The organism is Pseudomonas sp. FYR_7, assembly GCF_043106155.1.
Classification (GTDB): Bacteria; Pseudomonadota; Gammaproteobacteria; order Pseudomonadales; family Pseudomonadaceae; genus Aquipseudomonas; species Aquipseudomonas parafulva_B.
Genome location: NZ_JBICMI010000040.1, coordinates 43105 through 66095, shown reverse-complemented (window position 1 = coordinate 66095; position 22991 = coordinate 43105). Strand labels below are relative to the sequence as shown.

The following is a 22991-nucleotide window of genomic DNA, read 5'->3' as shown; positions in this document are numbered from 1 at the left end:
TGATCGGGCATGTGGTCGTTCAGCGCCTGGCGGCGTAAGCGCACGTTGGCGCGCTTCCCGATCAGCGTCCAGCAATGGCAAGCCGTACGCGAGCGCTTGCCCATACTGGACGGTATCGACGACGCCGAGGACCAATGGTTGCGCGAGGCCAGCATCCTGTTCCTGAACGAAAAGCACCTGACGTGCCTGCCAGGCGTCGAGCTCGACGATGAGCAACGCCTGGTGCTGGCGGCACAAGCTCAGCTGCCGTTACTGCACCTGGGTGACCTGAACTGGTATCAGGGCTTTCACGAAATCATCCTCTACCCCGACGATTTCAAAAGCCCGCAGCGCCACCGGGACGCCAGCGGCGTGGAGCACGCCTGGGACGGCGAACACAGTGGCGAGGCCTGGCAGCAGGGCCCGATCATCCTGGCCTGCAATGGCGTGTTCGGCAGTGGCGGCTGGGAAGCCTACAACCTGGTCATCCATGAGCTGGCGCACAAGCTGGACATGCTCAACGGCGATGCCAATGGCCTGCCTCCCCTGCACAGCGACATGGCTGTGCAACGCTGGGCGAACGCCATGCAACAGGCCTTCGACGACCTCAACCGACAACTCGACCTGGATCCGGAAGCCGAAACGCCGATTGACCCCTATGCCGCCGAAAACCCCGCCGAGTTCTTCGCCGTGACCAGCGAGTACTTCTTCAGCGCCCCCGACCTGCTGCACCAGGCCTACCCCGAGGTCTACCAGCAACTGTCGCTGTTCTACCGGCAGAACCCGCTTGCACGCCTGGCCCGGTTGCAACGCGAGCATCCCGACTATCGCCATCCCCCCGTGTAGCGCCCGGTTCATTGGGCCAGACGTGGCATGCCCCGTCGGAATATGCCTATAATCGCCGCCACTTTTTTGGTCAAACACGGGGGCACTGCCCAATGAGCTACAGCAAGATTCCGGCGGGCAAAGACCTGCCGAACGACATCTACGTCGCCATCGAGATCCCGGCCAACCACGCGCCGATCAAATACGAGATCGACAAGGACAGCGACACGCTGTTCGTCGACCGTTTCATGGCCACCCCTATGTTCTACCCGGCCAACTACGGCTTTATCCCCAACACCCTGGCTGACGACGGTGATCCGCTGGACGTGCTGGTGGTTACCCCTTACCCAGTGGCCCCAGGTTCGGTCATCCGCGCCCGTCCGGTAGGTGTCTTGAACATGACCGACGATGGCGGCGGCGACGCCAAGGTCATCGCAGTGCCCCACGACAAGCTGTCGCAGCTGTACGTGGACGTGAAGGAATACACCGACCTGCCTGCCCTGCTGATCCAGCAGATCGAGCATTTCTTTGCCAACTACAAAGATCTCGAGAAGGGCAAGTGGGTCAAGATCGAAGGCTGGGACGGCGCCGACGCCGCCCGCGCTGCGATCACCAAATCGGTCGAAGCCTACAAAGGCTGATCCTGATTGCATGGAAAAACCCGCTTCGGCGGGTTTTTTTTTGGCGCGCGATAGGCTTCACAGCCAATCTCGGCTTAAGCGTTCTACAACGTCCTACACCCGCGTCTGACTGCTCCTACATCTCCCCTTCCGCGCATCAACATCCTGTTCATACCTTTGGTGGCACCGTGCCGCTACACTTTCTCCATGAACACATCTGGTGAACGTTTAAGAGCCCTTCTTCAAGAATGCGGCCTGACCCCTGCAAACTTCGCAGCCCAGCGCGGCGTGACGCCTCAGCACGTCAACAACTGGTTCAATCGCGGGGTCCCGCTGGCTCGCCTGGACGAGCTCGCCGACCTGTTCTGCGTGCACCGTCGCTGGCTGCGCACCGGCGAAGGCGCCAAACATCCCAATGCCATCCTGCGCACCTGTCCGCCACGCCCGGTGCCGATAGACGCCCCCATTCCGCGTGCAGTTCATCGCGGGCGCGTGGTACATGTGCCGTTCCACGAGGTGCGCAATGGCCTGCTGTGCAAGGTGTCAGGGCGTGCCCTGCGCCTGCCTGCCAACGCCCTGCGAATGCTGGGCGTCAAACACGACACGTCCATCTGCATGGCCATGCCAGGCGGCAACATGACCCCTTTGATCCCCGTCGAAGCGACCCTGGCCATCGACATGAGCATGACCCAGATCGTCGAGGGCGAAACCTATGCCCTGCTGATCAATGGCGCGTTGCGCGTGCATAACCTGACCATGGGCGAGCACGGCACGCTTTACCTGCATAGTCATGACCGGCACAACTACGCCGTTGAGCGCTTGACCCCCAGCCAGCGCCAGGCGCAAGGGCTGGAGATCTTGGGGTGGGTCTATCACTGGTCGCATTTTCGCCGGCAACGACCCGGTTGAAACACCCTGTGCCATTTTTTGCTGGGCATCAGGTGCGTGCCCTTGTATGCTACGCGCACATCAGCCCCGACCGGCGCAAGCCCCAGTCCAGAGGGCTCGGCGATACCCCATACGGGCATCAGCCATCTCTTTCAGGCCTCTTTTGGCCACACCGTTAAGGCGATTGCGGCTTACCATAAATTAGTCGGAAGCGTCCCCGAGAAGCCGGCCACAAGCCGGCTTTTTAATGCCTGTCTTTCAGCCAGAACAAAGCGGCGAGACCCTATAGGCGCCGCCGAATTGTCCTTTAGCACACGCCTTTAGAAATCGTAACGCGCACCCACCAGCACGCTGCGCGACGGGCCGTAGAAGTTGAACGTGGATGTCGAACCCACCCGCGACAGGTAATCGCGATCGAACAGGTTGTTGACGTTGACGGTGGCAGTCAGTTTGGAGGTCACCGGGTAGGAAAGCATGGCATCCACGGTGGCATAACCTGGCGCATCAATGCGTACCCCGCCGTTTTCCGAGTGGAAATTGCTCATCGCCGAGACGCCGCCACCGATGGCCAGCCCGGTGAGCGCGCCTTGGCTGATGGTGTATTTGCTCCACAGCGACGCCTGGTGGCGCGGCATGATGAAGAACGTGGTTTCGGCATCGCCCTTCACGGTTTCGGTATCCATCCAGGTGTAACCGCCCAGCAGCTCCCAGTTATCGGTCAGCTTGCCGCTGACTTCCACTTCTGCCCCCTTGACCCGTGTCTTGCCGGCAGCTACCGAGTCCTTGGTCGCGACGCCTTCGCTGTCGTAACGGGTGGTGGCGCGGTTTTCGTCGGTCAGGCGAAATGCCGACAGGCGCGTATTGAGTGCGCCGCCAAAATAGCTGCTCTTGATACCCACTTCGTACTGCTCGCCTTCACGTGGCTTGAGTACTCGGCCGTCGCCATCGGTCGCCGACTGCGGCTTGAACACCTGCGAATAGCTGGAATACAGCGCATGGTTTTCGGACAGGTCGTAGACCGCACCGGTATAGGGTGTGAAATGACCATCGACCTGCTTGCTATCGTCCGCAGTGACACCGGTCTTGAGGGTCGTGGTGTAGAAATCGCCACGGTACCAACTGAACCGCCCGCCGGCGATCACTGCCAGGCGCTCGACCGGGCGGAAGGTGACCTTGGAATACAAGCCGTATTCCTCTTCCTGCATGCCCGTCTCGGTCGTGTAGTTCGCAGCGGGTTTGGCGAACTGCTTGGGTGAGTAAGTGTTGACGTTGATGTTGCCCAGCGTCGTGGCCCCGTTCAGGTACTCGGTGTCGTAGTTCTTGTAATCGCTGCCAACGACGAACTCACTGACCTGGCCAAAGGTTTCGAAGGGCTGGCTGTAGCTGGCATCGACCGCGTAGGTGTCCTGGGTGAAATCGCGCGCACTGGCGCGTTCGGAGTTTTTGCCCGTCGTGGGGTTTGTAGCCGTGAACGCGTAGAGATAGTTGGTATCGCGGTGCGATCCGCGTGCAGCGATGCGGCCATAGCCACCGTTGTCGAAACGATGGGTCAGCTCAGCGACCAGGTCGGTGGTCTTGCCGTCGAACGCGTTCCAGTCTGCGCCCAGAAAACGGGAATGGCTTAAGTCAGGCACCTTGCCGTCCAACGTTGCCGGGTAACCATTGTGCGGCGTAATGTTCTTGACCTCGTGGATCAGGCCGAACGACAGGGTAGTGGCCTCGTCCAGGTCGACATCCAGCGCGCCGTAGTAGCTGTTGCTGGTATTGGCGTTGTAATCGACTTCGCCATTGGTGTCGTCGCGCGAGGCGATGAAGCGCCCACGCACCCGCCCGTTTTCGTCCAGCGGCCCGCTCAGGTCCAGTTCCTGGTGATTGGTATCCCAGGTACCGTAGTAGCCCTCGACATGCCCCTGAAAGTCGGCCGTGGGCCGCTTGCGCACCATGTTGACGATACCGCCCAGTTCGCTGGTGCTGCTGAACAGCCCGGCCGGGCCACGCATGATCTCGACACGGTCGAATGCCACAAGCGATGGCACGGTCCCGAAGATGCTCGCCATCGGTGCTGGCAGGCCGTCGATGTTGAATTCGCTGTACTCATAGCCACGGGCGTAGATTGATGACCGACCACTGTCGTTGGTCAGGGTACGCAGGCCGGCCGTGTATTTGGCCAGGTCATCGAGGTGGACGAACTGCCGATCCTTGACGTAATCCTGGGTATAGACGGTGATCGACTGTGGGATGTCCTTCAAGGCCGCTGGCGTCTTGGTGCCCACGGTGGCGGCGTCCACGCTGTACCCGCCAGTGGCCTCGGAGGGCAGCATGTCGTACAGCCGATTGCCCTCGATGGTCAATGCCGGCAGGTCGAGGGGATCGTCAGCGTTCACCACCATGGCTACGTCTTGCGCCAATGCCGTAAGTGAAAACGGCGCCACCAGCCCTGCCACCAGCCATCCCCGCACGCGTCGCGCGCGCCCTGCCCCACTGAAAACGTTCATGCCGCACCCTTTGCCCATATGATAGTAATTCGCAAACGAAACATATTGCTTTTTGCGAACGATACCGGAGCAGGTACAGGGCATGCAGCAGCATTAACCTTCTTAACACATTGGGCCATTGCCTAGGGTCGAGTCCGGTGGGATGATTTGCAACTGATATAAATTCTCATTCAAGGCTCGCCGTGCCCACCTCCCTGCTGCTGGTCGAAGACGACCCACGCTTACGCCACGACCTTTACCGCCATTTCATCGACCGTGGCTTCGAGGTACACGCATGCGCGACGGGCGACGCGGCGCTGGCCGATGCCCACCGATGCGTATTCGACCTGGCGCTGCTGGATATCATGCTGCCAGGTCTCGACGGGCTGAGCCTGCTCGATGCACTGCGGCGCAAGCAGGCAGTACCGGTGATTCTCATGTCGGCATTGGGTGCCGAGCAGGACCGCATCACCGGATTTACCCGGGGTGCCGACGATTACCTGCCCAAGCCCTTCAGTCTGGCGGAACTGGATGCACGGGTCGATGCACTGTTGCGTCGGGTCGCCTTCCACAGCACGCCGCCCGTGGCGACGCGTACTGATGAGCCCGTATTTGATCACACTGCACAGGATGTCATGCATAACGGCCTGCCGGCTGGGTTGACTGGCTCGGAGTTCCGCTTGTTGATCACCCTGCACGCCCATGCCGGGGAGCCGCTGAGCAAGCCTTTCCTGTACCAGACCGTCCTGCACCGTGGCTACACGCGCCTGGATCGAGGCCTGGATGTGCATGTGTGCAACGTGCGCCGCAAGCTGGCGGACATCGGCATACAGCATCTGCTCATCCAGGCTGTGCGTGGCCAAGGCTATGTCCTGGTCGTGCAGAGCCCGGCCTGATGCGGCGACATCCGCTGCTGTGGAAGCTGGCCCTGCTGCAGGTCAGCTTCTGCCTGCTGCTCACCTGGTTGATCTGGACCTGGGGCCTGACGGTGGAGCGCAGCACCTATTTCCTGGCCCAGGCCGACCAGGACTACCTGGCGCGCTATGCCCGGCAGGCCGAGCTCGCCTGGGAGCAAGGGGGAGCCATGGGCGTCGAGACCTGGCGCAAGCAGGTGCAAATGACCGAGGACACCTGGGCAGCGGTCGTCGGCCCTTACCTGCAAAGCCTGGGCACCACACCGCTCACAGCCGAGGAGGCAGGTCACCTGACCTTCATGCGCAAGCTGAACTGGCCCATGAGCCGCCGCCTGCAAGGCGAACTGCCTTACGTCAGCATTGCCTTCCCGCGCCACCCCGAACACGGGCGCCTGGTCATGCAACTGCCCGAGCGGCTACTGCCCACCGGGCTGACACCCTGGACTCACCTGGTCACCCACGGCGTGGCGCCGGCGTTGCTGGCCCTGCTGATGGGGCTGGCACTGTACCGTCACCTTGTCGCCCCGTTGAACCGCCTGCGTGACCGCGCCGACGCGCTGCGGGCCAATGACCTGGACAGCCCAGGCCTGCCCCTGCAAGACCGGCGCGATGAGCTGGGCGAGCTGGCGCAGGCCTTCGATCACATGGCCAATCGCTTGCGCCAGAGCCTGGAACAGCAGCGGCTGCTATTGCGCACACTGTCCCACGAATTGCGCACGCCGCTGGCACGCCTGCGTATTGCCCATGACAGCAACTTGCCTGCCGCCCAGCTACGCGCGCGCATGGATTATGAAACCAGCCATATGCAGAAACTGCTGGAAGACACCCTCGACCTGGCCTGGATGGACACCGAACAGCCCGTCCTGGCCACCGAGCCGGTCCTGATGACATCGCTGTGGGAGGCGCTGTGCCAGGACATCTGCTTCGAAAGTGGCTGGAGCCTCGCGCGCCTGCCATGCACGCTCGGGCAGGACTGCGTGGTCCAGGTGCACCTGGACAGCGTGGCCCAGGCGCTGGAGAACCTGCTGCGAAACGCCATCCGACACTCTCCGCCCGATGGAACCGTCTGTCTGGAGGGCTGGCGCGAAGGCGCGCATTGGCACTTGTGCGTGCGCGATCAAGGCCCCGGCGTGCCCGAGGCAGCGCTTGAGCGTATCTTTCAACCCTACCAGCGGCTGAGCGCCAGCGGCGCAGGCTTTGGACTGGGCCTGGCCATCGCCCGGCGCGCCGTGCAATTGCAGGGTGGCCGACTCTGGGCCTGCAATGCTCACCCAGGCTTGCACCTGCACCTGACCCTGCCGGCCAGCGCCAACGGTTTAGAAAGTTAAGGCGCTTTACGCGTGTTGGAGGCTGACTATCATCTGGCTGCTTGAGTTGCAGTGCCTGCAATGCCGTGAAGAGATGCCTGATGAACAGAATGATCCGGGGCCTGGCGTTTGCGCTGGCCCTTGTGACCGGTGCCGCCACGGCCCAGCCTGAGCATGACCAGCCGATGAATACGACGCTGCTGGCACGCAAGGACCTGGCCTACCGATTCACCCAACTGGACCTTGACTCGGCAGACGGCGCGCGTCATTACCGACTATGGGTAGGGCTGCCCAAGCGCGCCGCCCCCGCAACCGGCTACCCGGTGTTATGGATGCTGGACGGCAACGCAGCCCTGGGCGCCCTGGACCGGCAACGCCTCGACGCCTTGGCCGCCGGCCAGGCCCCCGTACTGGTCGCCGTGGGTTACCAAACCCACCAGCGCATCGACAGAGCCAGCCGAACCTACGACTACACGCCGGCGCTTGCCGGAAAGACCGAGCAGCGCGACCCTCTCACCGGGCAGCCCAGCGGCGGGGTGGATACGTTTCTCGACCTGCTGGAGACGCGCATGCGCCCGAGGCTGGCAGCGCTGGTGAGCATCGATCCCCGGCAGCAGACCCTGTGGGGACACTCCTATGGTGGCCTGGCCGTGCTTCATGCCCTCTTCACCCGTCCCAAGTCATTCGCCGTCTATGCGGCGGCCAGCCCCTCGTTGTGGTGGCACGACGGCGCAATCCTGCGCGAAGCGGCAGGCCTGCCGTCGCAGTTGGGGGATGCCCAGCCACGCGTGCTGTTGATGCGTGGCTCACTGGAGCCGGCCAGCCCCCGCGAACCGGCCCAGCCCCACGCCGATCAGACGGCACGGAGCCTCGCCGCCAGCCTGGCCCAGGTCAACGGCGTGCAGGTGTCCTTCAAGCAGTTCGACGGCCTTGGGCATGGGCCGATGCTTCCGGCATCGCTGCACTGGCTGATCGATAGCCTGAGCAAAGCAGCACCGCAGGGCACCTCGTCCAGCCGCTGACAGCGGCCCCGATCATGACGGCGGGTTGCCAACCCAGGCACCGGGTGCGGTATGCTTGCCCGGTCTTCAGGGCGGGGTGAAAGTCCCCACCGGCGGTAAATCGAAAGATGAGCCCGCGAGCGCTCCGGCTGTGCCGGAGGTCAGCAGACCTGGTGAGATTCCAGGGCCGACGGTCATAGTCCGGATGAAAGAAGGCGTCAGGCAGGGGCCCCATGGGCACCCCTGCGCACGCATTTTGCTCGCCCCGAGACGTTCATCGATCACTTACGAGGAGCGTTTCATGTCTACTTTGCACCCTGTGCACTTTCCCAATGTCACTGCCGCCATCGCCGCGTTCAAGGCCGGCCGCCCCGTGCTGCTGCTTGACGATGACGACCGTGAAGATGAAGCGGACATCATCGCCGCTGCCGAGAACATTTCGTTGCAGACCATGGCCATGATGATCCGCGATTGCAGCGGCATCGTCTGCCTGTGCCTGGACGAGGCAACGGTCGATGAGCTGCAACTGGCACCCATGGTCCAGAACAACCAGGCCCGCCACGGCACCGGGTTCACGGTCACCATCGAAGCTGCCGAGGGCATCACCACTGGCGTAAGCGCCCAGGACCGGGTCACCACGATCGCCGCTGCACTGCGCTCTTCGGCCGAGCAACGGCATATTGTCAGCCCTGGGCATGTTTTTCCGCTGCGCGCGCGCAATGGCGGTGTGCTCACGCGTCGCGGCCACACCGAAGGGTCGGTTGACCTGGCGCGCCTGGCCGGGCTGCGGCCGGCAGCGGTCTTGTGCGAATTGATGAACCCTGATGGCACGATGGCTCGCGGCGAGGAAGTGGCCGTCTATGCGCGCCAGTACAACCTGCCCACGCTGACCATCGATGAGTTGGCGCAGTATCGCCTGGCGCTGCAGGCGCAAACGGCTCCGGCGATCTGATCGACCTGGCCATCCAAGGCCTGGACGGCGGCGCCAACCCGGCGCTGCCGTGCCAATGGCGGTTTGCTCACCCCGCCCTGCTCTGCTAGTGTCGCGGCGTTCAGACTACCGCCGAGACTGCCGCCATGGCCCGCAAAAAAGCTTCCCTTGATTTCGAGCAATCCCTTGCCGAGTTGCAGGCACTGGTCGAGCGCCTGGAGAACGGCGAGTTGTCCCTGGAGGACTCACTTGCCGCTTTCGAACAAGGCATTGCCCTGACGCGTGATTGCCAAGGCGCCCTGGCTCAGGCCGAACAGAAGGTGCAGGTGCTGCTGGAGCGCGATGGCGAACTGACCGCCCAACCCTTCGACGTGGAACCCGAGGCATGATCGGTGCCTATCAGTCCGCCTGCCAGGCCCGTGTCGATGGCGCACTCGAGCCGTTGTTCATCGCCCCCACTCCCGAACTCGAGCGCCTGTATGCCGCCATGCGCTACAGCGTGATGAACGGCGGCAAGCGCGTACGCCCGCTGCTCGTCTATGCGGCCTGCGAGGCCTTGGGCGCTCCGGCGGAGTACGCCAACGGCGCCGCTTGCGCAGTCGAGCTCATCCACGCTTACTCGCTGGTCCATGACGACTTGCCGGCCATGGACGACGACGACCTGCGTCGCGGCCAGCCGACCACACACAAGGCGTTCGACGAGGCCTGCGCCATTCTGGCCGGTGACGGCCTGCAAAGCCTGGCCTTCAACGCATTGCTCGACCCCCACCTGAGCCCTCAGACCGACGCACTTCGCCTGGCCATGGTGCAGGCCCTGGCCACGGCCGCCGGTCCCGCTGGCATGGTGGGCGGGCAAGCCATCGACCTGGGTTCGGTGGGCATGAAGCTGGACCAGCAGGCCTTGGCGTTCATGCACCGGCACAAGACCGGTGCCCTGATCGAAGCCAGCGTCCGCCTGGGTGGGCTGGCCAGTGCCCGTGCCGACCAGACGCAGCTCGATGCCTTGCAGGTGTATGCGCAGGCCATTGGCCTGGCCTTCCAGGTTCAGGACGACATCCTGGATGTGGAAAGCGATACGGCTACACTGGGTAAACGCCAGGGCGCCGACATCGCCCGCGACAAGCCGACTTACCCTGCCCTGCTGGGCATGGAGGCGGCCAAGGCCTACGCGATCGAACTGCGCGACCAGGCACTGGTCGCATTGGAAAGGTTCGACGAAAAGGCCGAACCACTGCGAGCCCTGGCGCGCTATATCGTCGAACGCCGCAACTGACCTGGTGAGTACCGCGCGATGGCTGCGAAGCCGCCCGCGCGTCACCCGTCTGAATGGGCAGCTTTTCCTACAATGGGGTAAACTGCCGCGTCTTAATACACCTATAACGACTCGCCTGATGCCCACGACGTTTCAAGAGATCCCCCGCGAACGCCCGGTCACGCCGCTGCTAGACCGAGCTGACACGCCAGATGGCTTGCGCCGCCTGGCCGAAGCCGACCTGGAGACCCTGGCCGACGAGTTGCGCCAGGAGCTTCTGTATACCGTGGGCCAGACCGGTGGGCACTTCGGTGCCGGCCTGGGCGTCATCGAGCTGACCATCGCCCTGCACTACGTCTTCGATACCCCCGATGACCGGCTGGTATGGGACGTGGGTCACCAGGCCTACCCGCACAAGATTCTGACCGGGCGCCGCAACCGCATGCTCAGCCTGCGCCAGAAAGACGGCGTAGCCGCCTTCCCGCGCCGCAGCGAAAGCGTGTACGACACCTTCGGCGTCGGTCACTCCAGCACATCGATCAGCGCGGCACTGGGCATGGCCATTGCGGCGCGCCTGCAAAACAGCGCTCGCAAGTCCATTGCGGTCATCGGCGACGGCGCACTCACGGCGGGCATGGCCTTCGAGGCGTTGAACCACGCCCAGGAAGTCAACGCCGATATGCTGGTGATCCTCAACGACAACGACATGTCGATTTCGCGCAATGTGGGAGGCTTGTCCAACTACCTGGCCAAGATCCTCTCCAGCCGCACCTACACCAGCATGCGCGAAGGCAGCAAGAAAGTGCTGTCGCGCCTGCCAGGTGCGTGGGAAATAGCGCGGCGTACCGAAGAGTATGCCAAGGGCATGCTGGTCCCCGGCACGCTGTTCGAAGAGCTGGGCTGGAACTACATCGGCCCCATCGATGGTCACGACCTGCCCACGATGATCGCCACCCTGCGCAACATGCGCGACCTCAAGGGTCCGCAGTTCCTGCACGTGGTGACCAAAAAGGGCAAGGGGTTCGCCCCGGCCGAGATCGACCCGATCGGCTACCACGCCATCACCAAGCTCGAGCCCGTGGACAAGCCGGTTGCGCCGAAACAGGCCAGCGGACCGAAGTATTCCGCCGTGTTCGGCCAGTGGCTCTGCGACATGGCCGCTGCCGACGATCGCCTTGTCGGCATCACGCCGGCCATGAAGGAAGGCTCCGACCTGGTGGCGTTCAGCGAGCGCTACCCTGAACGCTACTTCGACGTGGCGATTGCCGAACAGCATGCCGTCACCCTCGCGGCGGGCATGGCTTGCGAAGGTAGCAAGCCGGTGGTGGCTATCTACTCGACCTTCCTGCAGAGGGCCTACGACCAGTTGATTCATGACGTGGCCGTGCAGAACCTGGACGTGCTGTTCGCCATCGACCGCGCCGGTCTGGTGGGTGAAGACGGCCCGACCCATGCCGGCAGCTATGACCTGTCCTACCTGCGCTGCATCCCTGGCATGCTGGTGATGACGCCCAGCGACGAAAGCGAGCTGCGCAGAATGCTCAGCACCGGCCACCTGTACAACGGCCCGGCTGCCGTGCGCTATCCGCGCGGTACAGGCCCTGGCGCGGCTGTCGACGAGGGGTTGGAACCGCTGGAGATTGGCAAGGGCGTTGTGCGTCGCCGGGGTGAAAAGGTCGCGCTGTTGGTCTTTGGCGTACAGTTGGCCGAAGCCCTGCAAGTGGCCGAACAGATCAATGCCACGGTCGTCGACATGCGCTTCGTCAAGCCTCTGGATGAATCCCTGGTGCTGGAAATGGCAGGTAGCCACGAACTGCTGGTAACCATCGAAGAGAACGCCATCATGGGCGGTGCCGGTGCTGCCGTAGGCGAGTGCCTGGCCAGGGAGGCGGTGGTCAAGCCGTTGCTGCACCTGGGCTTGCCGGACCTCTATGTCGAACACGCCAAGCCTGCGCAGATGCTGGCAGAGTGCGGGCTGGATGCAGCGGGCATCGAAGCGAGCGTCAAAGCCCGCATGGTCAAGCTGGGGCTTTGACGTGCAGGGCTGCGCTGCAGCCCTGTTGCTCAGCCAAACGAGCCGGCATTCATTTACCCAACGAGGTCGGTGATTGCCGGCTTTTTCTTCGTTCATGGCGACTCTGAGGGCAAGGGCCTTTCTCCGCTGGGCCCCGTCGTGTTGGAGTGCGCAGACTTCGCAGACGTGTACCGCCCGTGAAAAGCCCGACCCTCGCCACCCTGCTTTGCCTCCCTCTGCCCCTGCTGGCGTCCGAACGCGACGAAGCCCTGAAACTGCCCGATGTGCTCATCAGCGCCAGCCGCCAAGTAGAGTCGCGCACCGCAACCAGTGCTGCGAACACCGTGTTCACCCGGACCGATATCGACCGCCTGCAACCGAGCAGCGTCATGGACCTGCTCAGCCGCGTGCCGGGCGTGCAGGTGGCACCGACCGGCGGACGCGGCAGCTTGCCAGGCCTTTTCATTCGCGGCACGAAGACTGCGCAAACGCTGGTGTTGGTCGATGGTGTACGCATCGCCAACGCGACTTCAGGCGACAGCGGCCTGCAGTTTCTCAACGTCGACCAGATCGAGCGTGTCGAAGTGCTTCGCGGCTCCCGGTCGGCGGTGTATGGCAGCGATGCCATTGGCGGGGTCATCCAGGTGTTCACCCGGCGCAGCGTCGGAGATGGCCTGCACCCGCGTGTGCGTCTGGCCGCCGGTAGCCGAAAAACCTTCCAGCGCAGCCTGGGTGTGTCGGGCGCCGACGGCTCAACGCGCTTCAACCTGGGCGCAAGCCTGGACGAAACGGCAGGCATCGATTCAACAGGACCGTCGTTCGGCAGCGACGCCGACCATGACGCTTACCGTAACAAATCGCTCAACTTCAGCCTGAGCCAGACGCTCGGCGAGCGCGTGGAAGTCGGCATGAACCTGCTGCACAGTCAGGGCCGCAGTCAATACGACAACCCATTCGGCGGCTTCGACCCTGTCACCTACGAAAGCGTCGGCCAGCAGCCTTACACCGACTTCAGTATCGCCAGCCTGGGCAGTTACCTCGACGCCCAGCCCAACGACAACTGGCACACGCGGCTGGAGGTAGCGCACAGCGAAAACCGTGACGACAAGCGCGACATGTTGAGCAGTGAACGCTTTGTGTTCAATACCTACCGCGACCAGATGACGTGGCAGAACGACTTGGCGCTGGACGACCAGCACAGCCTGCTCGCCGGTGCCGACTGGTATCAGGACCGGGTGCACGCCAGTACCGACTTCGAAAAGGACAGCCGTTGGAACCGGGCGGTGTTTCTTCAGCACCGCTACCAAGGCACGCTGTTTTCCACTGAAGTGGGCGTACGCCAGGACCGCAACGAGCAATTCGGCACCCATACCACCTGGAGTGGCAGCGTGACCGTTGCGCTGGATGATCGCAATGATGTAGTGCTGTCCTATAGCGAAGGTTTCCGGGCACCTACGTTCAACGACCTGTACTACCCGCAGTTCAGCAACCCTGACCTGGACCCCGAGCATTCTAGAACCCATGAAGTGCAGTGGCGCAGCCAGCTGTCTTCCGACACCCGCCTGGAGGCTTCCTTGTACCGCACCGACCTGCGCGATGCGATCGTGTTCGGCCAGGATGCTATTCCCCGCAACGTGGCCTCGGCGCGCGTCGACGGTGTAGAGCTGGCCCTGGCCCAGCAGTGGGGCGACTGGAGCAGCCAGCTGGGCCTGGCGATGATCGACCCCCGAGACCGCGACAGTGGCCATACATTGGCCCGACGGGCACGCCGCACCCTGAGCCTGGATCTGGACCGCCGTGTGGGTCCCTTCGGCGTCGGTGCCAGTGTGCAAGCCGTCAGCAGCAGCTACGACGATGAAGGCAACCGCAGCCGTTTGGGTGGGTACGGGCTGCTGGGGCTGCGCGGCAGTTGGGCAGCCACCGAGGCGCTGACGGTGGAGGCGAAGCTGGACAACCTGTTCGACCGTGGCTACAGCCGCGCCCTGTACAGCTACGAGGGCAACCCCCACGCCTATCGGGAAGAAGGGCGCACGTTGTTGTTCAGCGTGACCTGGACACCGGCGCTCTAGCAGCTAGCAGTTCGCACAGGCGAGCCGTCGCTTCGATCATCTGCCCACTGGGGCGCTCGATGCCGTTGTCCGGTACCACCAGCAAGCCGTCCTGCGCCACCGCGCGCAGCATCGGCCAGGCCTTCCAGCTGGCCAACTGTTGCACATCTGCGGCCAGGATGATGTCGGGGTCGCGGGCGATGACCGACTCCACGCTCACCTGTGGCGCTGCCGGGTTCAAATCCGCAAAGACATTCCGCGCACCACAGACGGCGAGCGCATCGCTGATCACTTGTTGCCCACCCAGGGTGTACAAAGGGTGATCCCAGACTTGGTAGAAGACCTGCAGAGGCCTGTCACGGTGGTATTGCTGGCGCAGTGCCTTCAATCGTGCCCGCAAGGCGTGAGCGTAGCGGCGCCCTTGATCAGCGCGGCCCACGTGCTCGGCAATTTCTTCGATCTGGCCAATCAACTGTTCGATGCCGCGGGGCTCTGCGCTGAAAGTAGGGATGCCTAGACGCTTGAGCTGGTCGCGCTGCGCAGGGGGTACGCTGCCCGGCCACAGCAAGAGCAGATCAGGGCGCAGACTGAGCAAGCGCTCCATATCCAGCTGGCCATAGCGCCCCACCGAGGGGAGCGCTCGCAGCGCAGGGGGCCGTTCCCCCCCATCGAGCACCCCCACCAGCAGATCGCCTGCCTGAAGTTCGAGCATGATGTCCGTCATCGACGGCGCCAGGCTGACGACGCGCACTGGCCCAGCGCTCGCCAGGCTACAGGCCAGAAGCGCCAGCCCCGCAATGAGCCGGCGCATCAGCCGAGCTGAGGCGGCAGGCGGTACAGGTACAGCAACACCACGGTGGACAAGGCCAGCAGCACCTGCGGGACGGTCTCCAGCCCTACCAGCACCGACACCGCGGCTACCCAGGCGGGGAAGCAGGCATAGGTCATGGCCAGGCGCCGCACGCGAGCCAGTTCGATCCACGCAGCAGGCTCGGCTTCGGTACCGAGGGCCTTGGAGGTGGCAATCAGCGCGCGCTTGTAGGCCCCGAAGCGCGGCAAGGTGAGAAACAATGTGGCTGCGCCAGCGATGAACAGCGGCATGGCCAACATGGGAATCATCGCCTCGCCACCGCCAAAGGCCCAGGCCATGACCGGCAGCGGCACGAGGCCCACCGCCAGGTATTGCCACCAGGCCAGGGCAAGACGCCGCTTGACCTCGGCACGGGTCACGCCTGGGGCACCTCGCCCTGGTGTTCGTTGCCCAGCATATGGCCCAGCTTGCCGGCCTTGGTCGCCAGGTAATGGCTGTTGTGCGGGTTGTGCCCGGTATGCAGCGGCACACGCTCGGCCACCACGATATCCATGTCGGTCAGGGCCTTGACCTTGCGCGGGTTGTTGGTCATCAAGCGCAACGCCTTGACTCCCAGGTGCTCTAGCATTGGCAGGCAGATGGCGTAGTCGCGTTGGTCGGCGGCAAACCCGAGGCGCTCATTGGCTTCGACCGTGTCCGCCCCGCCGTCCTGCAGTTCATAGGCGCGGATCTTGTTCAGCAGGCCAATGCCACGGCCTTCCTGGCGCAGGTAAAGCAGCACGCCACGGCCTTCTCGGGCGATCGCCTGGAGGGCAGCTTCGAGTTGCGACCCGCAATCACAGCGTTGACTGAACAAGGCGTCGCCGGTCAGGCACTCGGAATGCAGGCGCCCCAATACCGGCTGCCCATCGGCGATATCACCCAGGCTGAGCACCACGTGCTCGCGGCCGGTGGCTTCATCCAGAAAGCCGTGCATGGTGAAAGTCGCGAAAGGCGTCGGGAGTTTAGAGGCTGCAACAAAGACGACGGGCACGTTGTGCTCCTGGGATAAGTGGGAATTTCAATGGACCGATTGTATCAGCAGCTTACGAGCAGTGCTCCGGCAGTATACCGCCGGTTATTATCGAAAACCTCGATGCGTGGCAGGTGCGGTTATACGCAACGCGCTACGGCTTGGCGCTGGTATCGAAAGGATAAGGCTGTTTCCAACGCTCGAATATCGGCCTGAGTTCGCCGCTGCGCACCAGTTCGGCCATGCGTTTGTCGAACACATCACGCAGTGCCTCACCCCGTTCACTGCGGGCGAACGCCAGGTACATGGGCAGCTCGACCACGTGGGTACGCCGGAATCGATCAGGTTGCGAGCTTTGCCCAATGACGTAGTCCACTTCGGTCATGGCGTCGACATAGAAGTCCACCCGGTCATGCTCAAGCATGGGCAGAATGCCTTCGCGCCGCTGGATTTCACGGTACTCCCGCACGCGGGGCAAGTATTTGCCATAGGCATAGCCACGCACCCAGGCCAGGCGATAGTCGCCTATGGTTGCCAGTGTGGGGGCCGGCTTGCTGGCAAGCCCGAGGGCGTAGACATGGTCGACGTCGAAATGCCAGCGAGGGTAGAGGTTGTCTTCACTTTCGTTCTTGTAGGAGCCGACCCAGGCATCAGCCTCGCCACGTTTGACCAGGCCAATGGCACGGCTGTAGGGCGCACTCTGCGGCACGACCTCGATCCCTGCGGGCTGGAACACCTTACGCATCACGTCCCAGGCCACACCGGTGCCATCTGCGTTGGTGTAGTCGGCCCACTCCTCGCTGACCAGGTGAACCTGGTCAGGTTGGCTATCGCCGGCAGTCGCCCACGGGGCCGCGACCATCAGTAATGCCAGCAGCATACCCTTCAGCACCATGGCAGCCCCCGTTCTATGCGACAGCCCATACCAGAACCTGCATGCCCAACCAGGCGAAGACGCCGGCCAGCACGTCATCGAGCATGATGCCGACGCCGCCATGGACGTGACGATCAATCCAACGGATGGGCCAAGGCTTGAGGATGTCGAAGAAGCGGAACATCAGAAAGCCCGCCAACAGCCACTGCCAGCCATCGGGCACCAGCCACAGCGTAATCCACATGCCGACCATTTCGTCCCAGACGATGCCTTCATGATCATGCACGCGCAAGTCATTGGCCACCTTGCCGCACAGCCAAAAGCCGAACAGCATGGTGATACCCAGTACCAGCCAGTAGCCCCAATCGGGCAGCATCTGCCAGAGCGGAATGAAGGGTATCGCCACCAGCGAGCCCCAGGTGCCAGGCGCCTTGGGCAAGGTGCCGGAGCCGAACCCGAACGCGATGAAGTGCCAAGGGTTGCGCCAGACCGATGGCGGAACGAACTCCGCAGGCACCTGATTGGGGTGGTCGGTCACGGTATCTCCCTAAAGTGTTGGTAGCCCCGCTGCCGAGGCGTGATGTCCTGACCGTGCGCGTCGCGCAGGGACACGCCCTGCCCTTGCAGTACGCGGCCAATGGGGTAGACCTGGATGAAGCCAAAGTGCGCAAGGTGCGTCAAGGCGTCCGGGGGTGCCGTGAACGCCAGGATGTAGTCGTCACCACCGGCGAGCGCTGCCTGCACGGCCGCCTCGCGCCCCAGGAACGCCTCCACTTCGGGGGACACCGGCACTTGTGCCAGGTTCACCTCGAGCGCCACGCCAGAGGCCTTGGCGATATGACCGCAATCGGCTAGCAAGCCATCGGAAATATCGAGTGCCGCCGTAGCGTGCCCTCTGAGCAAGGCACCGAGGGTGAGCTGCGGCATGGGCGCCCAATAGTGGGCCAGCAGCGGCGCTGCCACGGCCGGCGGTGCCTGGCGCTGCCCGAGCACCAGGGGCAAGGCGCCAGCGGCCTTGCCCAGCGAGCCACCGACATACAGCAGGTCGCCTGGCTGGGCGCCAGTGCGTCGTAATGCCTGCCCGGTGGGCACACGGCCGAACACCGTCACGGTGATGCTCAACGGACCCCGGGTCGTGTCACCGCCAATCAGGCTCATGCGGCAACGGTGTGCCATGCGGCTGAGCCCTGCCGAAAACTCCTCCAACCAATCGTGGCTGACGTCAGGCAGGGTAAGGGCCAGCGTGAAGCCGATCGCAGTGGCGCCCATGGCGGCCAGATCACTGACAGCGACGGCCAGGCAGCGCTGCCCCAGCAGCTTCGGGTCGCAGACGGCAGGGAAATGCACGCCGGCTACCAGGGTGTCGGTCGAGACGGCCAACTGCTCACCGGGAGGGAGATCCAGCAGGGCACAGTCGTCACCGATGCCCAGCGCCACCCCTTCGCCCTCGCCGTGCACTGCACAGTGCGCGGAGGCGAAGTAACGGTTGATCAGCTCGAACTCACCCATGGCCAGGCTGCGCCGCAATCAGCGCTTGTTCGCCTTGACTTCGACTTCGCGCAGCGTCGGTGCCAGTTTGTCGAGCACGCCGTTGACGAACTTGTGGCCGTCGGTGGCGCCGAAGACCTTGGCCAGTTCGACGCCTTCGTTGATCACAACGCGATAAGGCACGTCGATGCGCTTGATGAATTCCCAAGTGGACAGACGCAACACGGCCAGTTCGACCGGGTCGAGCTCGTCGAGGCTCAGGTCCAGGCAGGGCTTGAGCGCACCGTCGATTTCGTCCTTGATGGCCGGAACGCCATGCAGGATTTCACGGAAGTAGGCGCCGTCGACATCCGCAAAATCGTTATCGACCCGAAACTGCGCTTCGATCTCGTTCAACGAATGCTGCGCCATGTGCCATTGATACAGCGCTTGGGTCGCGAGCTTGCGGGCTTCACGGCGCTTGGCGCTCTTCGATGGCTTGCCGGCATCCGCAGGTTTGGGATCGCGCGGGTTGAAACGATCGCTTTCGTCGCTAATCACTTGGCCTCCAACTGCGCCAGCAGGCTTACCATTTCCAGGGCAGACAGGGCGGCTTCTGCACCTTTGTTGCCGGCCTTGGTGCCGGAACGCTCGATGGCCTGCTCGATGGAGTCGACGGTCAGTACGCCGAACGCCACAGGGACACCGAACTCCATGGACACCTGGGCCAGGCCCTTGGTGCACTCGCCCGCCACGTATTCAAAGTGCGGGGTGCCGCCACGGATCACAGCGCCCAGTGCGATGATCGCGTCGTAAGCACCCTGTTGGGCGACCTTCTGGGCAACCAGCGGAATTTCGAACGCGCCAGGTGCACGGATGATGGTGATGTCGTTTTCGCTGACGCCATGGCGTACCAGGGCATCAACGGCACCACTTACCAGGCTTTCGACAACGAAGCTGTTGAAGCGGCCAACCACCAAAGCATAGCGACCTTTGGGGGCAATGAAGGTACCTTCGATGGTCTTCAGGGTCATTGCGATATTCTCATCTTCAAACGCAAGGCCGCTTGCTGGCGGCCTCGACAGGGGTATGGACTCGAGCTGCAGGGCGTCATTGCCGCCTCAAGTCACTTGGAGGGCACGTATTCTACAACTTCCAGGTCGAATCCGGATATCGCATTGAACTTCATCGGCGAACTCATCAGGCGCATCTTGCGCACGCCCAGGTCACGCAGGATCTGCGAACCGGCACCCACGGTGCTGTAGGTGGTCGGGGTCTTGGCCGGTGCATCGCCTGCGCTTTCGCGGATATGCGCGAGCAGCACGTCGCCATCAAGCGGGTGCCCCAGCAGCAGCACCACACCGCTTCCGGCTTCGGCCACGGCGGCCATGGCGGCGCGCAGGCTCCAGCGGCCCGGCTGCTTGACCAGCAGCAGGTCACGCAGCGGGTCCATGTTGTGCACCCGCACCAGGGTGGGCTCTTCGGCGCAGATGGTGCCCAGGGTCAAGGCCATGTGCACGTCACCTTCCACCGCATCGCGGTAGGTGACCAGGTTGAACTCGCCCAGCTCGCTTTCCACCGACTGCTCGGAAACCCGCTGCACGGTGCGCTCGTGGATCATGCGGTAGTGAATGAGATCGGCGATGGTGCCGATCTTCAGGCCGTGCTCGGCCGCGAACACTTCCAGTTCGGCGCGGCGCGACATGGTGCCGTCGTCGTTCATCACCTCGCAGATCACGCCGCTGGGTTCGAACCCGGCCATGCGTGCCAGGTCGCAGGCTGCCTCGGTGTGCCCGGCGCGTGCCAGCGTACCGCCTGGCTGAGCCATGAGCGGGAAGATATGCCCGGGGCTGACGATGTCTTCAGCCTTGGCGTCCCGGGCGGCAGCCGCTTGCACGGTGCGGGCACGGTCGGCGGCGGAGATGCCGGTGGTGACCCCTTCGGCCGCCTCGATCGAAACGGTGAACTTGGTGCCGAAACCCGAACCATTGCGCGGCGCCATCAGCGGCAGCTTGAGGGTTTCGCAACGTTCGCGGGTCATTGGCATGCAGATCAGGCCACGGGCGTGCTTGGCCATGAAGTTGATGTGCTCGGGCTGGCAGCATTCGGCTGCCATGATGATATCGCCTTCGTTCTCGCGGTCTTCGTCATCCATCAGGATGACCATTTTGCCCTGGCGGATGTCTTCGACCAGTTCTTCGATGCTGTTGAGCGCCACGCGGCACCCCCTTCTCAATCAGGATTTCAAGAAGCCGTTGGCGGCCAGGAAACTTTCGGTGATGCCACTGCCCTTGCTCGGCTCGGCCGCCTTGTCGCCCAGCAGCAAGCGCTCCAGGTAACGGGCCAGCAGGTCGACCTCAAGGTTAACCCGACGCCCTGCGCGGTAGTCGGCCATGATGGTTTCGGACAGGGTGTGCGGGACGATGGTCAGCTCGAATTCGGCGCCATTGACCTCATTGACCGTCAGGCTGGTGCCATCGACGGTGATCGAACCCTTGTGGGCGATGTACTTGGCCAGTTCTCGCGGCGCACGCACGCGAAACTGGATGGCGCGGGCGTTATCGCTGCGCGAGATGATTTCGCCCACGCCGTCGACATGGCCGCTGACCAGGTGCCCTCCCAGGCGGGTGGTGGGCGTCAGCGCTTTTTCAAGGTTGACCTTGCTGCCACTTTTCAGGTCGACGAAGGCCGTGCGCTTGAGGGTTTCCACGCTGACATCGGCCCAGAAGCCGTTGCCCGGCAACTCCACCGCCGTCAGGCACACGCCATTGACGGCGATGCTGTCGCCAAGCTTGACGTCACCCAGGTTGAGCTTGCCGGTGTCGACGTGCACGCGCACGTCGCCGCCTTTGGGCGTCAGGCTGCGGATGGTGCCGATGGATTCGATGATGCCGGTGAACATGGGTCTTCCTCAAAACGGTGTGCGCGGGGCAAGCCGCGCATTATACGCCGGGAGCAGGCAGCGGTACGGCTGTGACCCGCCAGTCATCGCCTACTGCGCGCATGTCGGTGATCTGCAGCCGCGGTGCCTCGCTCATGCGGTTCAGTGGCCAGTCCAGCAGGGGACGTGCGCTTGAGCCCAGGAAGGTGCCGGCCATGAACAGCTGGTACTCGTCGACAAGGCCTTGCTGGGCGAAGGCACCCACCAGACCTGCGCCGGCTTCCAGCAGGATTTCGTTGACGCCGCGGGCAGCCAGTGCTTGCAGCAGGGCGCGCAGGTCGACACGGCCATTGTCGCCGGGCAGGCTAAGCAGTTCATGGCCGGCAGCGGCATAACGTGGGTCATCTGCGACGGCGGTCACCACCAGCGCCGGGCCGGCCTGGAAGAATGGTGCCTGCAAGGGCAAGCGCAAACGGCCATCGACCAGCACCCGCAGCGGTGCCCGGCTCAGGGCAAGCGCGGTGGTTTCGGCGTCCAGGCCCAACTCGGCGCCACGCACCGTCATGCGTGCACCGTCAGCCAGCACGCTGCTTGCACTGGTCAGCACCACGCTTGAGCGCGCCCGCAGGCGCTGCACGGCAGAACGCGCCGCAGGGCCGGTGATCCACTGGCTTTCGCCGCTGGCCATGGCGGTACGACCATCCAGGCTCATGGCCAGCTTGGCGCGCACGAACGGCAACCCCTGCTCCATGCGCTTGAGAAACCCGGGGTTGAGTGCCCGTGCCTGCGCTTCGAGCACCCCGCTGGCCACGTCGATACCGGCCTGGGCAAGCCGCTGCAGGCCTTGCCCGGCTACCTGAGGATTCGGGTCCTGCATGGCGGCCACCACCCGCGCCACACCGGCCTTGACCAAGGCTTCGGCACACGGCGGCGTACGGCCATGGTGGCTGCAGGGTTCGAGGGTGACATAGGCACAGCCGCCCCGCGCACGCTCGCCTGCCTGGGCAAGCGCATTCACCTCGGCGTGTGGCTCCCCGGCGCGTACATGCCAGCCCTCGCCCACCACCTCGCCATCGCGGACGATGACGCAGCCCACACGCGGGTTGGGGTGGGTGGTGTAGAGCCCCTTGCGCGCCAACTCAAGCGCGCGGGCCATGTAATGGGCGTCAAGCACAGCTGCGGGGGTTTGCATGCTCACTCTTTGGCTGGCTCACGGGCCAGGCGGTCGATTTCTTCGCGGAATTCGTCAAGGTCCTGGAAGCGCCGATAAACCGAGGCGAAGCGGATGTAGGCCACTTCATCGAGCTTGCGCAACTCGCCCATCACCAGCTCGCCCACCACCAGCGACTTGACCTCGCGCTCACCGGTGGCCCGCAGCCGACTCTTGATGTGGGCCAGGGCGGCTTCGAGGCGCTCGACACTGACAGGGCGTTTTTCCAGCGCACGCTGCATGCCGGCCCGCAACTTGTCTTCGTCGAAGGGCTGGCGAGTACCGTCCTGCTTGATCAGCCGGGGCAGTACCAGCTCGGCGGTTTCGAAGGTGGTGAAGCGCTCGCCGCAGGCGACGCATTCGCGACGGCGCCGCACTTGCTCGCCCTCGGCGACCAGGCGCGAGTCGATGACCTTGGTGTCGTTGGCACCGCAAAACGGACAGTGCATGGTGGCAGGCAACAAAAAAAGGGAGGGCCATGGT

24 protein-coding genes and 1 riboswitch are annotated in these 22991 nt (G+C 63.7%); of the genes, 11 read left to right on the top strand and 13 right to left on the bottom strand.

All coding sequences use genetic code 11. The features are described 5' to 3' along the window. Positions 1-9 precede the first annotated feature (9 nt). The 3 genes from ACF8R3_RS10020 (at position 10) to ACF8R3_RS10010 (ending at position 2333) form a co-directional block, all read left to right on the top strand. A complete protein-coding gene (locus ACF8R3_RS10020; protein WP_058603986.1) occupies positions 10-825 on the top strand; it encodes a zinc-dependent peptidase in 816 nt (271 codons plus the stop codon). Positions 826-917: 92 nt separating this feature from the next. Beyond that, complete coding sequence (gene ppa, locus ACF8R3_RS10015; RefSeq protein ID WP_023534987.1) at positions 918-1445, top strand: inorganic diphosphatase; 528 nt, start codon at positions 918-920, stop codon at positions 1443-1445. A gap of 186 nt (positions 1446-1631) precedes the next feature. After that, positions 1632-2333 (top strand): helix-turn-helix transcriptional regulator, encoded by a 702-nt coding sequence (locus ACF8R3_RS10010; protein WP_100852319.1) that lies wholly within the window; start codon positions 1632-1634, stop codon positions 2331-2333. Between the two features lie 299 nt (positions 2334-2632). Here ACF8R3_RS10010 and ACF8R3_RS10005 read toward each other — a convergent pair whose 3' ends face one another. Next, a complete protein-coding gene (locus ACF8R3_RS10005; protein ID WP_392515550.1) occupies positions 2633-4807 on the bottom strand; it encodes a TonB-dependent siderophore receptor in 2175 nt (724 codons plus the stop codon). A 182-nt stretch (positions 4808-4989) separates the two neighbouring features. Here ACF8R3_RS10005 and ACF8R3_RS10000 point away from each other — a divergent pair, with 182 nt between their 5' ends. The 8 genes from ACF8R3_RS10000 to ACF8R3_RS09965 all read left to right on the top strand — a co-directional run bounded on the left by ACF8R3_RS10000 (position 4990) and on the right by ACF8R3_RS09965 (position 14274). Beyond that, the gene (locus ACF8R3_RS10000) at positions 4990-5682 is read left to right on the top strand and encodes a response regulator transcription factor (RefSeq protein ID WP_058638661.1); all 693 of its coding nucleotides are present in this window, start codon (positions 4990-4992) and stop codon (positions 5680-5682) included. Further along, positions 5682-7028, top strand: coding sequence for a sensor histidine kinase (locus ACF8R3_RS09995; RefSeq protein ID WP_058638662.1), 1347 nt, complete (start codon positions 5682-5684; stop codon positions 7026-7028). The genes ACF8R3_RS10000 and ACF8R3_RS09995 overlap by 1 nt, the downstream gene beginning before the upstream one ends. An 80-nt stretch (positions 7029-7108) precedes the next feature. Next, positions 7109-8029, top strand: a complete 921-nt coding sequence (locus ACF8R3_RS09990; RefSeq protein WP_058638663.1) for an alpha/beta hydrolase — start codon at positions 7109-7111, stop codon at positions 8027-8029. Between the two features lie 58 nt (positions 8030-8087). Next, positions 8088-8229, top strand: a riboswitch (FMN riboswitch). Between the two features lie 80 nt (positions 8230-8309). Further along, positions 8310-8960, top strand: coding sequence for a 3,4-dihydroxy-2-butanone-4-phosphate synthase (gene ribB, locus ACF8R3_RS09985; protein ID WP_058638664.1), 651 nt, complete (start codon positions 8310-8312; stop codon positions 8958-8960). Positions 8961-9085: 125 nt separating this feature from the next. After that, entirely contained in the window at positions 9086-9328 is a 243-nt protein-coding gene (locus ACF8R3_RS09980; RefSeq protein WP_023534977.1) for an exodeoxyribonuclease VII small subunit, read from the top strand. Next, positions 9325-10212, top strand: coding sequence for a (2E,6E)-farnesyl diphosphate synthase (ispA, locus tag ACF8R3_RS09975; protein ID WP_392515549.1), 888 nt, complete (start codon positions 9325-9327; stop codon positions 10210-10212). Before ACF8R3_RS09980 ends, ispA begins: the two co-directional genes overlap by 4 nt. Positions 10213-10330: 118 nt before the next feature. Next, positions 10331-12226, top strand: coding sequence for a 1-deoxy-D-xylulose-5-phosphate synthase (gene dxs / locus ACF8R3_RS09970; protein WP_167339124.1), 1896 nt, complete (start codon positions 10331-10333; stop codon positions 12224-12226). Between the two features lie 176 nt (positions 12227-12402). After that, a complete protein-coding gene (locus tag ACF8R3_RS09965; RefSeq protein ID WP_392515548.1) occupies positions 12403-14274 on the top strand; it encodes a TonB-dependent receptor domain-containing protein in 1872 nt (623 codons plus the stop codon). On the opposite strand, the gene ACF8R3_RS09960 is transcribed toward ACF8R3_RS09965, so the two are convergent. The 12 genes from ACF8R3_RS09960 to nrdR all read right to left on the bottom strand — a co-directional run bounded on the left by ACF8R3_RS09960 (position 14246) and on the right by nrdR (position 22957). Next, on the bottom strand, positions 14246-15064 hold the full coding sequence (locus ACF8R3_RS09960) for a cobalamin-binding protein (RefSeq protein ID WP_078479189.1): 819 nt from the start codon (positions 15062-15064) through the stop codon (positions 14246-14248). The genes ACF8R3_RS09965 and ACF8R3_RS09960 overlap by 29 nt on opposite strands. After that, entirely contained in the window at positions 15064-15483 is a 420-nt protein-coding gene (locus tag ACF8R3_RS09955; protein WP_058603975.1) for a hypothetical protein, read from the bottom strand. Before ACF8R3_RS09955 ends, ACF8R3_RS09960 begins: the two co-directional genes overlap by 1 nt. Then, positions 15480-16097 carry a GTP cyclohydrolase II gene (gene ribA, locus ACF8R3_RS09950; protein ID WP_023534989.1) on the bottom strand — a complete coding sequence of 206 codons (618 nt, stop codon included), beginning with the start codon at positions 16095-16097 and terminating at the stop codon, positions 15480-15482. Before ribA ends, ACF8R3_RS09955 begins: the two co-directional genes overlap by 4 nt. 133 nt (positions 16098-16230) lie before the next feature. After that, a complete protein-coding gene (locus ACF8R3_RS09945; protein ID WP_058603974.1) occupies positions 16231-16971 on the bottom strand; it encodes an ABC transporter substrate-binding protein in 741 nt (246 codons plus the stop codon). Between the two features lie 13 nt (positions 16972-16984). Beyond that, positions 16985-17488: a phosphatidylglycerophosphatase A gene (locus ACF8R3_RS09940; protein WP_023535011.1), complete on the bottom strand. Its 504-nt coding sequence runs from the start codon at positions 17486-17488 to the stop codon at positions 16985-16987. Then, positions 17485-18459, bottom strand: a complete 975-nt coding sequence (thiL, locus tag ACF8R3_RS09935; RefSeq protein WP_058638690.1) for a thiamine-phosphate kinase — start codon at positions 18457-18459, stop codon at positions 17485-17487. Before thiL ends, ACF8R3_RS09940 begins: the two co-directional genes overlap by 4 nt. Before the next feature lie 18 nt (positions 18460-18477). Further along, positions 18478-18978, bottom strand: a complete 501-nt coding sequence (nusB, locus tag ACF8R3_RS09930; RefSeq protein ID WP_144965412.1) for a transcription antitermination factor NusB — start codon at positions 18976-18978, stop codon at positions 18478-18480. Next, positions 18975-19451, bottom strand: a complete 477-nt coding sequence (ribE, locus tag ACF8R3_RS09925) for a 6,7-dimethyl-8-ribityllumazine synthase (protein ID WP_023534949.1) — start codon at positions 19449-19451, stop codon at positions 18975-18977. Before ribE ends, nusB begins: the two co-directional genes overlap by 4 nt. Positions 19452-19543: 92 nt before the next feature. Next, the gene (gene ribBA, locus ACF8R3_RS09920) at positions 19544-20635 is read right to left on the bottom strand and encodes a bifunctional 3,4-dihydroxy-2-butanone-4-phosphate synthase/GTP cyclohydrolase II (RefSeq protein ID WP_392515547.1); all 1092 of its coding nucleotides are present in this window, start codon (positions 20633-20635) and stop codon (positions 19544-19546) included. 18 nt (positions 20636-20653) lie between these two features. Beyond that, positions 20654-21319 (bottom strand): riboflavin synthase, encoded by a 666-nt coding sequence (locus ACF8R3_RS09915; RefSeq protein ID WP_392515546.1) that lies wholly within the window; start codon positions 21317-21319, stop codon positions 20654-20656. A gap of 40 nt (positions 21320-21359) precedes the next feature. Continuing rightward, positions 21360-22490, bottom strand: a complete 1131-nt coding sequence (ribD, locus tag ACF8R3_RS09910; RefSeq protein ID WP_325943095.1) for a bifunctional diaminohydroxyphosphoribosylaminopyrimidine deaminase/5-amino-6-(5-phosphoribosylamino)uracil reductase RibD — start codon at positions 22488-22490, stop codon at positions 21360-21362. Positions 22491-22492: 2 nt separating this feature from the next. Then, on the bottom strand, positions 22493-22957 hold the full coding sequence (gene nrdR / locus ACF8R3_RS09905) for a transcriptional regulator NrdR (protein ID WP_027915127.1): 465 nt from the start codon (positions 22955-22957) through the stop codon (positions 22493-22495). Positions 22958-22991 lie beyond the last annotated feature (34 nt).

What these genes read in the sequence shown, in the direction of transcription:
- ACF8R3_RS10020 (WP_058603986.1), top strand. Translation starts at nt 10, where the DNA reads ATGTGGTCGTTCAGCGCCTGGCGGCGTAAGCGCACGTTGGCGCGCTTC.
- ppa (WP_023534987.1), top strand. Translation starts at nt 918, where the DNA reads ATGAGCTACAGCAAGATTCCGGCGGGCAAAGACCTGCCGAACGACATC.
- ACF8R3_RS10010 (WP_100852319.1), top strand. Translation starts at nt 1,632, where the DNA reads ATGAACACATCTGGTGAACGTTTAAGAGCCCTTCTTCAAGAATGCGGC.
- ACF8R3_RS10005 (WP_392515550.1), bottom strand. Translation starts at nt 4,807, where the DNA reads ATGAACGTTTTCAGTGGGGCAGGGCGCGCGCGACGCGTGCGGGGATGG.
- ACF8R3_RS09995 (WP_058638662.1), top strand. Translation starts at nt 5,682, where the DNA reads ATGCGGCGACATCCGCTGCTGTGGAAGCTGGCCCTGCTGCAGGTCAGC.
- ACF8R3_RS09990 (WP_058638663.1), top strand. Translation starts at nt 7,109, where the DNA reads ATGAACAGAATGATCCGGGGCCTGGCGTTTGCGCTGGCCCTTGTGACC.
- ribB (WP_058638664.1), top strand. Translation starts at nt 8,310, where the DNA reads ATGTCTACTTTGCACCCTGTGCACTTTCCCAATGTCACTGCCGCCATC.
- ACF8R3_RS09980 (WP_023534977.1), top strand. Translation starts at nt 9,086, where the DNA reads ATGGCCCGCAAAAAAGCTTCCCTTGATTTCGAGCAATCCCTTGCCGAG.
- ispA (WP_392515549.1), top strand. Translation starts at nt 9,325, where the DNA reads ATGATCGGTGCCTATCAGTCCGCCTGCCAGGCCCGTGTCGATGGCGCA.
- dxs (WP_167339124.1), top strand. Translation starts at nt 10,331, where the DNA reads ATGCCCACGACGTTTCAAGAGATCCCCCGCGAACGCCCGGTCACGCCG.
- ACF8R3_RS09960 (WP_078479189.1), bottom strand. Translation starts at nt 15,064, where the DNA reads ATGCGCCGGCTCATTGCGGGGCTGGCGCTTCTGGCCTGTAGCCTGGCG.
- ACF8R3_RS09945 (WP_058603974.1), bottom strand. Translation starts at nt 16,971, where the DNA reads ATGGTGCTGAAGGGTATGCTGCTGGCATTACTGATGGTCGCGGCCCCG.
- thiL (WP_058638690.1), bottom strand. Translation starts at nt 18,459, where the DNA reads ATGGGTGAGTTCGAGCTGATCAACCGTTACTTCGCCTCCGCGCACTGT.
- ribE (WP_023534949.1), bottom strand. Translation starts at nt 19,451, where the DNA reads ATGACCCTGAAGACCATCGAAGGTACCTTCATTGCCCCCAAAGGTCGC.
- ACF8R3_RS09915 (WP_392515546.1), bottom strand. Translation starts at nt 21,319, where the DNA reads ATGTTCACCGGCATCATCGAATCCATCGGCACCATCCGCAGCCTGACG.
- ribD (WP_325943095.1), bottom strand. Translation starts at nt 22,490, where the DNA reads ATGCAAACCCCCGCAGCTGTGCTTGACGCCCATTACATGGCCCGCGCG.
- nrdR (WP_027915127.1), bottom strand. Translation starts at nt 22,957, where the DNA reads ATGCACTGTCCGTTTTGCGGTGCCAACGACACCAAGGTCATCGACTCG.